General features: G+C 70.4%; 1 protein-coding gene. It reads right to left on the bottom strand.

Annotation, left to right across the window (positions count from 1 at the left end; all coding sequences use genetic code 11):
• On the bottom strand, positions 1 to 15477 hold a 15477-nt coding region (locus tag AB0K34_RS42695; RefSeq protein WP_364554347.1), incomplete at both ends, for an SDR family NAD(P)-dependent oxidoreductase.

The raw sequence follows: 15477 nt of genomic DNA, 5'->3' as shown, positions 1-15477 counted from the left end.
AGCCCTCGGCGCGACGGCGCTGGGCCAGCGTGTCGAGGAAGACGTTCGCCGCCGCGTAGTTGCCCTGGGCCGCGTTGCCCAGAACGCCCGCCATGGAGGAGAACATGACGAACGCGGCGAGATCTGTGTCGCGGGTGAGTTCGTGAAGGTGCCAGGCGGCATCGGCCTTCGGCCGCAGCACCGCCTCAAGCTGGTCGGGCGACAATGCCGACACCAGACCGTCCTGCAGCACACCCGCCGCATGCACCACCGCAGTCAGCGGATGCTCCGCCGAGACCTCCGCCAGCAGATCCGCCAACGCCGCACGATCACCGACGTCACAGGCCGCCACCCGGACTTCTGCTCCCAACGCCGCCAGGCGCTCGACCAACTCCGCCGCGCCCGCCGCCTCGGCACCCCGACGACTCACCAGCAGGAGACGCCGGACTCCGTACTCACGCACCAGGTGGCCGGCAAGCACTCCACCAAGCCCACCCGTGCCGCCAGTGATCAAAACCGTCCCGTCCGGGTCCCAACCCCGCGGCCCGGTGAAAACGATCTTGCCGACGTGCCCGGCCCGGCTCATCAGCCGGAACGCCTCGGGCGCCCGCCGGATGTCGTACGCGCGGACGGGCAGCGGCCGGAGCGCCCCCGCCTCGAACAGTTCCACCAACTCGGCCAGCATCTCGGCGAGCCGGTCCGGACCTGCCTCCAGCAGGTCGAACGCCCGGTAGCGCACGCCCGCGTACAGCTCCGCGATCCGCTCCGGATCGCGGACGTCCGTCTTGCCCATCTCGATGAAGCGCCCGCCGCGCGGCAGCAGCCGCAGCGACGCGTCCACCAGGTCGCCGCTGAGCGAATCGAGAACGACGTCCACCCCGGCGCCCCCGGTGGCGGCGGCGAACCGTTCCTCGAACTCGACGGTGCGCGACGAGGCGATGTGCTCGTCGTCCAGCCCGGACTCCCGCAGCGCAACCCACTTGCCGGTGCTCGCCGTGCCGAACACCTCAGCACCCAGGTGCCGCGCCAGCTGCACCGCGGCCATCCCCACACCACCGGCGGCGGCATGGACGAGGATCTTCTCGCCCGCCTGAAGCCCGGCCAAGTCCACCAGGGCGTACATCGCGGTCAGGAACACCGTGGTCGCGGAAGCGGCCTGCTCGAAGGTCCAGCCGTCGGGAACCGGGGCGACGAGCCGGCGGTCCACGGTCGCCAGCGGACCGAACGAGCCGGGGATCATCCCCATCACCCGGTCGCCGACCGCGAGTCCCGCCACCTCCGATCCGACCTCGACGACGGTGCCCGCGGCCTCGTTGCCCATCGAGGCTTCGCCCGGGTACATGTCCAGGGCGATGAGCACGTCCCGGAAGTTCAGCCCGGCAGCCCGCACCGCGATCCGGACCTGGTGCGGTAGCAATGGCGCCATCGCGTCGGGGGCCGCCACCAGGGACAGCGCGTCGAAGGTCCCGCGGCTGGTCACGTCCAGCCGCCACGCGGCCTGGTCGCGCGGGGGCGTCAGTCCCCCGGCGGCGCGGGTCAGCCTCGGTACCAGGACCTCTCCGTCGCGCACCGCCAGCTGCGGCTCACCGCAGGCCAGCGCGGCGGGCAGGATCCGGAAGGAACGCTCGTCCTCATCGACGTCGGCGAGGATGAAGCGATCCGGGTTCTCTGTCTGGGCGGTGCGGAGCAGGCCCCACACCGGTGCGGAGGCGAGATCGGGCTTCTCCGTGCCGTCGACCGCGACCGCGCCGCGAGTGACCACGGCCAGCCGCATGTCCGCGAATCGCTCATCCGCCAGCCACGCCTGCACCACGGACAACGCCTTGACCAGCACGCCGCGAGCGGCGACGGGATCGGCAGCATCACCGGGTGCACTGCAGGTCAGGACAAGATCGGGCCTGGAATCGGCGGGTTCGTCGCCCAGCATGGACAGATCCGCGTAGTGCCGCGTCTGTGCAGCGCTGAGGCCGAGTGCGTCCTCGCCGACCAGCGCCAGCGATCCTCCCTCGGAATCCGGTACGGAGTGGCTCACCCATTCCATGCGGAACATCGCGTCGTGACGGATGTCCCGCGCCCCGTCCAGCTTCTCCGGATCGACAGGACGCGATGTCAGTGAGCCGATAGACGCGACCGGCGCGCCCTCGGTATCGGAGACCTCCACGGCGAGGGTGTCGGCGCCGGCCGGTGCAAGTCGCACCCGCACGTTCTTCGCACCGGTCGCGTGCAGACGGACGTCAGACCACACGAACGGCAACCTCGGAGGCCCGTCACCCTGCTCGTCCGAAACCAGTTCGGCATGCAGGGCCGCGTCCAGCAGGGCCGGGTGAATGCCGAAAGCCTCTACCTCCGCGTGCCCTTCCTCGGGCAGGACGACCTCGGCGAACAGCTCCTCGCCCCGCTTCCATACCGAGCGCAACCCCTGGAAGGTCGGGCCGTACTGATAGCCGAGGGCAGCCAGCGACGAGTACACCTCACCGGTCTCCACCGGTGCCGCTCCGGCCGGCGGCCACACGCGTGCGTCCCAGGTGGACGGCACTGCATCACCAGAAGCCAAGACACCCGTGGCATGGCACGTCCAGGGCTCGCTCGTCCCGTCAGCATCGTGGCGGGAGTACAGATCCACCGAACGTCGTCCGGTTTCGTCCGGCTCTCCTGTCTCGACCCGCAACTGAACCCCGCCAGTCGCGGGCAGCACGAGCGGCGCCTGAAGGGTGAGCTCTTCAAGAAGGTCGCAGCCCACCTCGTCACCCGCGCGCAGCACCATCTCCACGAACGCCGTACCCGGTAGCAGGACGGTTCCCGAAACCGCATGGTCGGCCAGCCACCCATGCGCTCCCAACGACAACCGGCCGGTCAGAACCGTGCCACCCGTCCCTGCCAACTCCACCGCCGCACCGAGCAACGGATGCCCGACCGCCGCCTGCCCAGCCGCAGCCGCATCTCCTGCCTTCGCAGTTGTTTTGAGCCAGTAGCCCTGGTGCTGGAAGGGGTAGGTGGGCAGATCGAAATGTGTCGGTTGGGTCGCCGGATAGAAACGGGACCAATCCAGGGCGGCATGGGCATGAACAACCGCCAGGGAGGCCAGGACGCGGTGCCAGGTGTCCTCGTCGCGGCGAAGGCTGCCGGTGACGGCGATCTGGTCGGCGCCGCCGTGCTCTTCGGCGGTTTCCTGGAGTGGGTGGGTGAGGACGGGGTGCGGGCTCACCTCGATGAACACGGTGTGTCCGTCGTCCAGGAGGGCGCGTGTGGTCGCCTCGAACGCCACAGTGGTCCGCAGGTTCTCGTACCAGTACTCCGCGCCCATCGTCGTCGTGTCGCTCATCACGCCGTCGGCATGACCGGCCACTGTCGAGTAGAAGGCCACCTCGGCCTGGCGCGGACGCACGGGCTCCAGCAGTTCGAGGAGCTGGTCGTGGAGAGCCTCCACGTGCGGAGAGTGGGAGGCGTAGTCGACCGGGATCTTCCGCGCGCGAACACCGTCGCGCTCGCAGAGCGAGAGGATCTCGCCCAGCGCGTCGGCGTCGCCCGCGACGACGGTGGCCGACGGGCCGTTGACGGTGGCGACGGCCACCCGGCCCGCCCATGGGGCGATGAGATCCTCGGCGTCCGCGACGGGGAGGGACAGGGAGACCATCCCGCCTTGGCCCGCGATGTGGGTGATGGTCTGGGACCGCAGCGCCACGATGCGGGCGGAGTCTTCCAGGGTGAGGATTCCGGCGATGTGGGCGGCGGCGATCTCGCCTTGCGAGTGACCCACTACGGCGTCGGGGGTGACGCCCAGGTGCTCCCACAGGCGCGCCAGGGAGATCATCATCGCCCAGAGCGCGGGCTGGACGACGTCCACCCGGTCCAGGTCGGGAGCGTCGTTGGTCTGGGTGAGGACGTCGATCAGGTTCCAACCGGTGAACGGCTCCAGAACTGCGGCACATGCAGTGATGTGCTCGGCGAACACCGGCGAAGTGCGCATCAACTCCACGCCCATGCCGGCCCACTGCGAACCCTGCCCCGGGAAGACGAAGACCGTCCTGCCCGGCTCGGCCGCCGCCTCACCGGTGACCACATGCGGTGAGGGTTCACCGTCGGCCAGCGCCGCGAGCGCACCCCGGAACTCGGCGGGCTCCCGGCCGATCACCACCGCCCGGTGCTCGAACACCGAACGGCCCGCCACCAGCGCATGACCCACCTGCGCGGGCGACGCCTCCGGATGGTCATCGAGGTGGTCCAGCAGCCGCCGCGCCTGCTCTCTCAGTGCGGCCTCGGACTTCGCCGACACCACCCACGGCAACGTCCCGTCCGTCACCACCGCCGGCTCAGGCTCCGGGGCCTCCCGGCCCTCACCCTCCTCTGGAGCCTGTTCGATGATGAGGTGCGCGTTGGTGCCGCTGATGCCGAAGGACGAGATCCCGGCCCGACGCGGACGGTCGGCCTCCGGCCAGGGCTGCTGCTCGGTCAGCAGCTCGACGGCGCCCGAGGTCCAGTCGACGTGAGACGTCGGCCGGTCCACGTGAAGCGTCTTGGGCATCTGGCCGTGCCGCAGAGCCATCACCGTCTTGATCACACCCGCGACGCCAGCGGCGGCCATCGTGTGACCGATGTTCGACTTCAACGACCCCAGCCACAACGGCCGTCCCTCAGGACGCCCCTGGCCGTAGGTCGCGATCAGCGCCTGCGCCTCGATCGGATCGCCCAGAGTCGTTCCGGTGCCGTGCGCCTCGACAAGGTCGATCTCCTGCGATGACAGGCCCGAGTTGGCCAGCGCCTGCCTGATCACACGCTCCTGCGAAGGACCGTTAGGAGCCGTCAGGCCGTTGGACGCGCCGTCCTGGTTGACCGCTGAGCCACGGACGACCGCTAGCACGGGATGCCCGTTGCGTTGCGCGTCCGACAGCCGTTCGAGGATGAGGACACCAACGCCCTCACCCCAGCCGGTGCCGTCCGCCGCGTCAGCGAATGCCTTGATCCGGCCGTCGGGCGCCAGGCCACGCTGTCGGCTGAACTCGGTGAACAGGCCCGGCGTCGCCATCACCGACACACCGGCGGACACCGCGAGGGTGCACTCCCCCTGACGCAGCGCCTGCGTCGCCTGATGTAGCGCGACCAACGACGACGAGCACGCCGTGTCCACGGTCACCGCCGGGCCTTCCAGCCCGAGGAAGTACGCCAGCCGACCGGAGATCACGCTGGTCGTCCTGCCGGTGAGCAGGTAACCGTCGAATCCGGCGGTGTCGGTCAGTGATCCGTAGTCCTGTGACAGCGCGCCGACGAACACGCCGGTCTGGGTGCCGCGTACCGACTCCGGGCGGATCCCCGCGCGCTCGAACGCCTCCCACGCGGTCTCCAACAGCAGCCGCTGCTGCGGATCCATCGCCGTCGCCTCACGCGGACTGATCCCAAAGAACCCCGCATCGAACTCGCCCGCGTCATACAGGAACCCGCCCTCACGGGCATAGGTCTTCCCCGCCCGGCCCGGATCCGGGTCGTAAAGCCCATCGACGTCCCAGCCACGATCGGTCGGCATCCCCGAGATCGCCTCACTGCCGGACGCGACCAACTCCCAAAGCTCCTCGGGCGACCGGACACCCCCCGGCAGACGGCATCCGATGCCCACCACGGCGATCGGCTCGTCCAACGCCGCCGCCACGGCCACGGGCTCGGCGGCAGGCACCGCCTCACCCAGCAGTTCACGGCGCACATACCGCGCCAACGCGGCCGGAGTCGGATGGTCGAAGATCGCCGTCGCCGGCAAGCGCAAACCGATGGCCCCGGCCAGCCGGTTGCGCAGTTCCACCGCCGACAGCGAATCGAACCCGATCTCCCTGAATTTGGCGTCCGGCCGGATCGCCTCCGCATTCGCGTGCCCCAGCACGATCGCGGCGTGCGCGCGCACCGTCTCGACCAGTTCGCGTTCCGCGTCGGCGGCGGGCATCCCGGCGAACCGATGCCCACCCGCCACCGGACCACCGGCCGCAGCGGTGCGCCGGACGGCACGCGGACGCACCAGCGCACCGAGCACCGCAGGCACATCCCCACCCTGCGCCAACCGCGCGACATCCAGCCGCGCGGGAACGACCGCCGGCTCCCCAAGGGCGAGCGCCGCGTCGAACAGCGCCACCCCTTCGTCCGATCGGAGGGGCACCAGGCCGACGCGGGCGAAACGGGCCAGGTCCGTCTCTCCCATGTCTCCCGTCATGTCGCTGCGCTGATCCCAGAAGCCCCACGCCAGCGACGTCCCAGGCAGCCCTTGAGTCCGGCGGTGCCCGGCCAGCGCGTCGAGGAAGACGTTCGCCGCCGCATAGTTGCCCTGGCCGGGATTGCCCAGGACGCCCGCCACGGAGGAGAACAGCACGAACTCGGCAAGCTCCATCTCACGGGTGAGCTCGTGCAGATTCCAGGCCGCGTCGACCTTGGGACGGAACACGCTCTCGACACGCTCGGCGGTCAACGAGGAGATGATGCCGTCATCGAGCACACCTGCGGCGTGGACGACGGCGGTGAGCGGATGCTCCTCGGCGATCCCCGCCAACAGGTCGGCGAGCGCGTCGCGATCGGCGGTGTCGCACGCGGCGACGGTGACCTTCACACCCACGCCGGTCAGCTCGGCGGCAAGGTCGGCGGCGCCCGGAGCGTCCAGGCCGCGGCGGCTGGTCAGCAGCAGATGCCCGGCCCGCCGCTCCTCCGCGAAATGGCGGGCGAGCAAGGCACCCAGGGTCCCCGTACCGCCCGTGATCAGGACCGTCCCGTCCGGGTTCCACACCGGCGGCATGGTCAGCACGATCTTTCCGATGTGCCGTGCCTGGCTCAGGACGCGGAACGCCTCGGGCGCCCGCCGCACGTCCCACGTCCGGACGGGCGAATGCGTGAGCGCACCGCGCTCGAACAGTCCGGCTAACTCGGCGAGCACCGCCTGGAACCGCTCCGGCTCCGCGAGAGCGAACTCGGCCAGGTCGAACGCCTGGTACTCCACGCCGGGATGGGCCTCGGCCACTTCCGAGGGGTCGCGGACGTCGGCCTTGCCCATCTCGACGAACCGGCCACCGCGCGGCAGGAGCCGCAGCGAGGCGTCCACGAACTCTCCCGCCAGGCAGTCCAGGACCACGTCCACGCCCCGGCCGCCGGTCGCCGACAGGAACCGCTCCTCGAACTCCAGCGTCCGGGACGAGGCGATGTGCTCGTCGTCCAGCCCTGACTCCCGCAGCGCAACCCACTTGCCCGTGCTCGCCGTGCCGAACACCTCGACGCCCAGATGCCGCGCCAGCTGCACCGCGGCCATCCCCACACCACCGGCGGCGGCATGCACCAGCAGCGACTCGCCCGGCCGCAGCCCGGCCAGGTTCACCAGCGCGTGGTAGGCCGTCGCGAACACCATCGGCACCGCCGCCGCGTCCTCGAACGACCAACCGTCGGGAACCCTCACGACCAGACGGTGATCGGTCACCGCCACGGGGCCGAACGCCCCCGGCACCATCCCCATCACCCGGTCGCCCGGCCGCAGCCCGGTCACGCCCGAACCGACCTCGGTCACCACCCCGGCGCCCTCGACGCCCATCGACGCCTCTCCCGGGTACGTGTCCAGGGCGATGAGCACGTCCCGGAAGTTCAGCCCGGCCGCCCGCACCGCGATCCGGACCTGGTGCGGCAGCAATGGCTCCGCCGCCTCGGGAGCCGCCACCAGGGACAGCGCGTCGAAGGTCCCGCGGCTGGTCACGTCCAGCCGCCACTCCGTCCGCTCGTGCGGAGGTGCCAGCGCCCCGTCCGCCGCCGCCCGGGTCAGCCTCGGGAGAAGAACCTCTCCGCACCGCACCGCCAGCTGCGGCTCACCGCAGGCCAGCGCGGCGGGCAAGAGCTGCAGGGAACGCTCGTCCTCATCGACGTCGGCAAGGACGAACCGGTCCGGGTTCTCCGTCTGCGCAGACCGCAGCAGACCCCACACCGGTGCTGAGGCGAGATCGGGCTTCTCCGTGCCGTTGACGGCAACCGCGCCGCGAGTGACCACGGCCAATCGCATGTCCGCGAAACGCTCATCGGCCAGCCACGCCTGGACCACGGACAGCGCCCTGAGCACCTCGCCGCGAGCGTCGGCGCCAGGAACAGGCAGGTGGCAGGACAGGACGAGTCTGGGGCGAATTCCGGGAGCGAGTTCGTCCCCCAGCGTGGACAGATCTTCGTACCGCACGCCGTCCAGCAGGGTGCTGAGGCCAAGGCCGTCCTCGCCTACCAGCGCGAGCGATCCGCCATCGGAATCCGGTAGCGCGTGGCTCACCCAATCCATGCGGAACAGCGCGTCGTGCAGGATGGCCCGTGCCCCGCCCAGCTTCTCCAGGTCGACCGGGCGCAACGCTAGTGAGCCGATCGACGCGACCGGCGCGCCCTCGATGTCGGCGACCTCGACGGCGAGGGTGTCACTGCCGGCCGGGGCGAGTCGCACCCTCACGTTCGTCGCGCCCGTCGCGTGCAGACGGACGTCAGACCACACGAACGGCAACTTCGGAGGCTCCAGCTCCTGCTTCGTCTCTGGGAGGACGGCGGCGTGCAAGGCCGCGTCCAGCAGGGCTGGGTGAATCCCGAAAGCCCCTACCTCCGCATGCCCCTCCTCGGGAAGGACGACCTCGGCGAACAGCTCCTCGTCCCGCTTCCATACCGCCCGCAGCCCCTGGAAGGTCGGGCCGTACTGATAGCCGAGATCGGCCAGCGACGAATACACCTCACCGGTCTTCACCGGCACCGCTCCGGCGGGCGGCCACACCCTCGCGTCCCATGTAGACGGCACTGGATCACCAGAAGCGAGCACACCTGTTGCATGGCAGGTCCAAGACGCACCCGTCCCCACGCCATCAGGCCGGGAGTGGACGGTCACCGAACGCCGTCCTGTGTCGTCCGGCTCCCCTACCTCCACCTGGAGATGCGCCCCATCAGTCCCGGACAGGACGAGCGGTGCTTGCAGAGTGAGCTCTTCGAGATGGTCACAGCCGACCTCGTCGCCCGCGCGCAGCACCATCTCCACGAACGCCGTACCCGGCAACAGGACAGTTCCCGAAACCGCATGGTCGGCCAGCCACCCATGGGCCCCCAGCGACAACCGGCCGGTCAGAACCGTGCCACCCGACTCCGCCAACTCCACCGCCGCACCGAGGAGACCGTGCTCGGCGGCTTGCAGGCCGAGAGTTCGGGCGTCGGTGGCGGCGCTGGTGCCCTGGATCCAGTAGTGCTGGCGTTGGAAGGGGTAGGTGGGCAGGTCGAGCTGCGCGGGGTGAGCACTGGGATAGAAGCCCGCCCAGTCGGGGGTGGCGTGCGTGTGAGCGGTGGCCAGGGAGGTCAGGACGCGATGCCAGGTGTCCTCGTCACGGCGGAGGGTGCCGGTGACCAGGGTTTGTTCGCCCGCTGGGTGCTGTTCGGCGGTCTCCTGTAGCGGGTGGGTGAGGACGGGGTGCGGGCTGACCTCAATGAACAGGGTGTGCCCATCGTCCAGCAGGGCACGTGTGGCCGCCTGGAACTCGACGGTGGTGGCCAGGTTCTCGTACCAGTACGCCGCGCCCATCGCCGTCGTGTCGCGCATCGCGCCATCGGCATGACCGGCCACCGTGGAGTAGAACCCGACGGTCGCCGGTAGAGGTTCGACTGGCGCCAGAAGCTCCAGCAGCTCGCCGTGCAGTGCCTCCACGTGCGAGGTGTGGGAGGCGTAGTCCACCGGGATTCGCCGAGCCCGAATGTCCTGGCGCTCGCAATACGACAGCAACTCCTCCACGGCATCGCTGTCACCGGCGACCACGGTGGCCGACGGCCCGTTGACCGTGGCGACCGCCAGCTGTCCCCGCCACTGTTCGATCAGGTCTGCGGCATCGGCCGCGGGGAGTGGCAGGGAGACCATGCCGCCTTGGCCCGCGATGTGGGTGATGGTCTGGGAGCGCAGCGCCACGATGCGGGCGGAGTCTTCCAGGGTGAGGATTCCGGCGATGTGGGCGGCGGCGATCTCGCCTTGCGAGTGGCCCACAACGGCGTCGGGGGTGACGCCCAGGTGCTCCCACAGGCGCGCCAGGGAGATCATCATCGCCCAGAGCGCGGGCTGGACGACGTCCACCCGGTCCAGGCTCGGGGCCCCTTCCACCTGGCCGAGGACGTCGATCAGGTTCCAGCCGGTGAACGGCTCCAGCGCCTCCGCGCACGCGGTGAGGTGCTCGGCGAACACCGGCGAGGTTCGCATCAGCTCCACGCCCATGCCGGCCCACTGCGAACCCTGCCCTGGGAAGACGAAGACGGTCCTGCCCGGCTCGGCCGCCGCCTCACCGGAGACCACATCGGCGGAAGGCTCACCCGTGGCGAGTGCGGCGAGGCCGTTGCGGAAGTCGGCGGGTTCCCGGCCGATCACCACCGCCCGGTGCTCGAACACCGAACGTCCCGCCACCAACGCATGCCCCACCTGTGCAGGCGACGCCTCCGGACTGACAACAAGATGATCCAGCAACCGCCGCGCCTGCTCCCGAAGTGCGGCCTCGGACTTCGCCGACACCACCCACGGCAACGTCCCGTCCGTCACCGCCGCCGGCTCAGGCTCCGGGGCCTCCCGGCCCTCACCCTCCTCTGGAGCCTGCTCGATGATGAGGTGCGCGTTCGTGCCGCTGATGCCGAAGGAGGAGATCCCGGCCCGGCGGGGACGTCCGGTGTCCGGCCAGGGCTGCTGCTCGGTCAGCAGCTCGACAGCGCCCGAAGTCCAGTCGACGTGAGACGTCGGCCGGTCCACGTGAAGTGTCTTGGGCATCTGACCGTGCCGCAGAGCCATCACGGTCTTGATCACACCGGCCACACCGGCGGCGGCCATGGTGTGACCGATGTTCGACTTCAACGACCCCAGCCACAACGGCCGGTCTGCCGGGCGTCCCTGGCCGTAGGTCGCGATGAGGGCCTGCGCCTCGATCGGGTCGCCGAGCGTGGTCCCTGTGCCGTGGGCCTCGACCGCGTCGACCTCGTCGGCCTGGACGCGCGCGTTGGCCAGCGCCTGCCTGATCACACGCTCCTGCGAAGGACCATTAGGAGCGGTCAGGCCGTTGGACGCACCGTCCTGGTTGACCGCCGAGCCACGGACGACCGCCAGCACCTGGTGACCGTTGCGTTGCGCGTCCGACAGTCGTTCCAGGATGAGGACACCGACGCCCTCACCCCAGCCCGTGCCGTCCGCCGCGTCGGCGAACGCCTTGATCCGGCCATCGGCCGCCAGGCCACGCTGTCGGCTGAACTCGGTGAAGAAGCCCGGTGTGGCCATCACCGACACACCACCGGCCACTGCGAGGGTGCACTCCCCCTGTCGCAGCGCCTGCGCAGCCTGGTGCAACGCGACCAGCGACGACGAGCACGCCGTGTCGATGGTGATCGCCGGGCCTTCCAGCCCGAGGAAGTAGGCCAGCCGACCGGAGATCACGCTGGTGGTCCGGCCCGTCAGCAGCAGGCCCTCGGCGCCCTCCACGGCCTCGTGCAGGTGAGGGCCGTACTCCTGTGACAGCGCGCCGACGAACACGCCGGTCTGGGTGCCGCGCACCGACTCCAGGCGGATACCCGCGCGTTCGAACGCCTCCCACGCGGTCTCCAGCAGCAGCCGCTGCTGCGGATCCATCGCCGTCGCCTCACGCGGACTGATCCCGAAGAACCCCGCATCGAACTCGCCCGCGTCATAGAGGAACCCGCCCTCACGGGCATAGGTCTTGCCTGGACGTCCTGGATCCGGGTCGTAGAGCCCATCGACGTCCCAGCCGCGATCCGTAGGCATCCCCGAGATCGCCTCAGTGCCAGACGCGACCAGCTCCCACAACTCCTCCGGAGAAGCGACGCCTCCCGGAAGCCGGCATCCGATGCCCACGATGGCCACGGGTTCGTCCAGCGCGGCGGCCATGGCCACGGGCTCGGCGGCGGGCGCCGCCTCACCGAGCATGTGCCGGGCCAGCCCGGCCGGGGTGGGATGGTCGAAGACGGCGGTAGCGGACAGGCGCCGGCCGATCGCCGCACTCAGCCGGTTGCGCAGCTCCACCGCCGACAGCGAATCGAAACCCAGCTCCTTGAACTTGGCGTCCGGACGGACCGCCTCCGGCGTCGCATGCCCCAGCACCGTCGCCGCATGAGCCCGCACCAACTCCAGCAGTTCACGCTCGACATCGGCCGCCGACATCCCCGCGAACCGCTCCCCACCCGCCGCCGGACCACCCGTGGCAGCAGTACGCCGGACGGCACGCGGACGCACCAGCGCACCGAGCACCGCAGGCACATCCCCACCCTGCGCCAACCGCGCGACATCCAGCCGCGCAGGAACGACCGCCGGCTCACCGAGAGCCACGGCCGCGTCGAACAAGGCGAGCCCTTCGTCCGTTCGAAGCGGCACCAGGCCGACGCGGGCGAAGCGGGCCAGGTCCGCCTCCCCTATGTCCGCTGTCATGTCGCTGCGCTGATCCCAGAAGCCCCAGGCCAGCGATGTCGCCGGCAGCCCTTGGGCCCGGCGGTGCTCGGCCAGCGCGTCGAGGAAGACGTTCGCCGCCGCATAGTTGCCCTGCCCCGCGCCGCCGATCGCGGCCATCACCGAAGAGAACATGACGAACGCGGCGAGGTCCATGTCGCGAGTGAGCTCGTGGAGGTGCCAGGCGGCATCGGCTTTCGGCCGCAGCACCGCCTCAAGCCGGTCAGGCGACAACGCCGACACCAGACCGTCCTCCAGCACACCCGCCGCATGCACCACCGCAGTCAGCGGCGCCTCCGCCGAGACCTCCGCCAGCAGACCCGCCAATGCCGCACGATCACCGACATCACACGCCGCCACCCGGACCTCGGCACCCAACCCCGCCAGGCCCTCCACCAACTCCCCCGCACCCACCGCCTCCGAACCCCGACGACTCACCAGCAGAAGGCGCCGAACCCCGTACTCACGCACCAGATGACCGGCAAGCAACCCACCAAGCCCACCCGTGCCACCAGTGATCAAAACCGTCCCGTCCGGATCCCAACCCCGCGGCACGGTGAAAACGATCTTGCCGACATGCCCGGCCCGGCTCATCAGCCGGAACGCCTCGGGCGCCCGCCGCACGTCCCACGTCCGGACCGGCGAATGGGTGAGCACACCGCGCTCGAACAGCGCGACGAGCTCGGTCAGCATCCGCTGGACGAGCTCCGGCTCCGACAGGGAGATCGTGATCAGATCGAACACCTGGTACTCGACGCCGGGATGGGCTTCGGCGACCTCCTCCGGATCGCGGACATCGGTCTTGCCCATCTCGATGAACCGGCCCCCGCGCGGCAGCATCCGCAGGGAGGCGTCGACGAACTCCCCGGCCAGGCTGTCCAGGACGACGTCCATCCCCTGGCCGTCCGTGGCGGACAGGAACTGTTCCTCGAACTCGACGGTGCGCGACGACGCGATGTGCTCGTCGTCCAGCCCTGACTCCCGCAGCACGGCCCACTTGCCGGTGCTCGCCGTGCCGAACACCTCAGCACCCAGATGCCGCGCCAACTGCACCGCGGCCATCCCCACACCACCGGCGGCGCCGTGCACGAGGACCTTCTCGCCCGCTTGGAGCCCGGCCAGGTTCACGAGGCCGTGGTACGCGGTCGCGAAGACGATCGGCACGGACGCCGCGTCCTCGAACGACCAGGTCCGGGGCATCGGTACGACCAGGCGGTGATCGGTGACCGCGACGGGCCCGAACGCGCCGGGCATCATCCCCATCACGCGGTCGCCCGGCCGCAGCCCGGTCACGTCCGAACCGACCCCGGTCACCACCCCGGCGCCCTCGATGCCCAGGGAGGCGTCGCCCTGGAGGAGGCCGAGCGCGACGAAGACGTCCCGGAAGTTCAGCCCGGCCGCCCGCATGTCGATCCGGACCTGGTGCGGCAGCAGCGGCGCCATCGCGTCGGGGGCCGCCACCAGGGACAGCGCGTCGAGGGTTCCGGGGCTGGTCGCTTCCAGCCGCCAGGCGGTCTCGTCCTGCGGGGGCGTCAGCGTGTCGTCGGTCTGAGCCCGGACGAGCCTCGGCACCAGGACCTCGCCGCCGCGCACCGCCAGCTGCGGCTCACCGCAGGCCAGCGCGGCGGGCAACATCTGCAGCGAACGCTCGTCCTCATCGACGTCGACAAGGACGAACCGGTCCGGGTTCTCCGTCTGCGCAGACCGCAGCAGACCCCACACCGGTGCCGACGCGAGATCGGGCTTCTCCGCGCCGTCGACCGCAACCGCGCCGCGAGTGACCACGGCCAACCGCAAGTCCGCGAAACGCTCATCGGCCAACCACGCCTGCACCACAGACAACGCCCCGAGCAGCACACCGCGCCCGGCGACAGGATCAGCAGCATCACCGGGCGGGCAACAGGCCACGACAGAATCGGGCCGGGAGACGGCGAGTTCGTCACCCAGCACGGACAGATCCGCGTAGCGCCCGCTGTCCAGAACGGTGCTCAGGCCGAGTCCGTCGTCACCGACCAGCGCCAGCGACCTGCGTTCGGGCTCCGGTACGGCACGGCTCACCCAATCCATCCGGAAGAGCGCATCGTGGAGGACGTCCCGCGCCCCACCCAGCTTCTCCGGATCGACAGGGCGCAACGCCAGCGAACCGATCGACGCCACCGGCGCGCCTTCGGCGTCGGCGACGTCCACCACGAGAGCGTCGCGCCCAGAAGGGATGAGTCGCACCCGCACGTTCGTCGCGCCGGTCGCGTGCAGACGGACGTCAGACCACACGAACGGCAACCTCGGAGGCCCGTCGTCCTGCTCGTCCGAAACAAGCCCGGCATGCAGCGCCGCGTCCAGCAGGGCAGGGTGAATACCGAAGGCGGTCGCGTCCCCGTGCTGCTCCTCCGCCAGAGCCACCTCGGCGTACACCTCGTCGCCCCGCCGCCATACAGCTCGCACCCCTTGGAAGGTCGGGCCGTACTGATAACCGAGATCGGCCAGCGACGCGTACAACTCACCGGTCTCCACCGGTGCCGCTCCGGCCGGCGGCCACACCCGCGCATCCCACGTCGACGGCACCAGATCACCGGAAGCCAGCACACCCGTGGCATGGCAGGTCCAGGACGTACCCGTCCCCACGTCATCAGGCCGAGAGTGGACGGTCACCGAACGCCGTCCGGTGTCGTCCGGCTCCTCTATCTCGACCCGCAGTTGAACACCGCCTGTCGCGGGCAGCACGAGCGGCGCCTGCAGCGTCAGCTCTTCGAGATGGTCACAGCCGACCTCGTCGCCCGCGCGCAGCACCATTTCCACGAACGCCGTACCCGGCAGCAGGACGGTCCCCGAAACCGCATGATCGACCAGCCACCCATGCGACCCCAACGACAGCCGACCGGTCAGAACCGTGCCACCCGTCCCCGCCAACTCCACCGCCGCACCGAGCAACGGATGCCCGACCGCCGCCTGCCCAGCCGCAGCCGCGTCCCCCGCGCTTTCGCGCCTCTCCAGCCAGTAGTTCTGGTGCTGGAAGGGGTAGGTGGGCAGATCGAGATGGGTCGGCCGGGTCGCCGGATAGAAAGCAG

Source organism: Actinomadura sp. NPDC049382 (assembly GCF_040677125.1).
GTDB lineage: Bacteria > Actinomycetota > Actinomycetes > Streptosporangiales > Streptosporangiaceae > Spirillospora > Spirillospora geliboluensis.
Note: the sequence above shows the minus strand (reverse complement) of the source record. Positions and strands in the feature narration are given on the sequence as shown.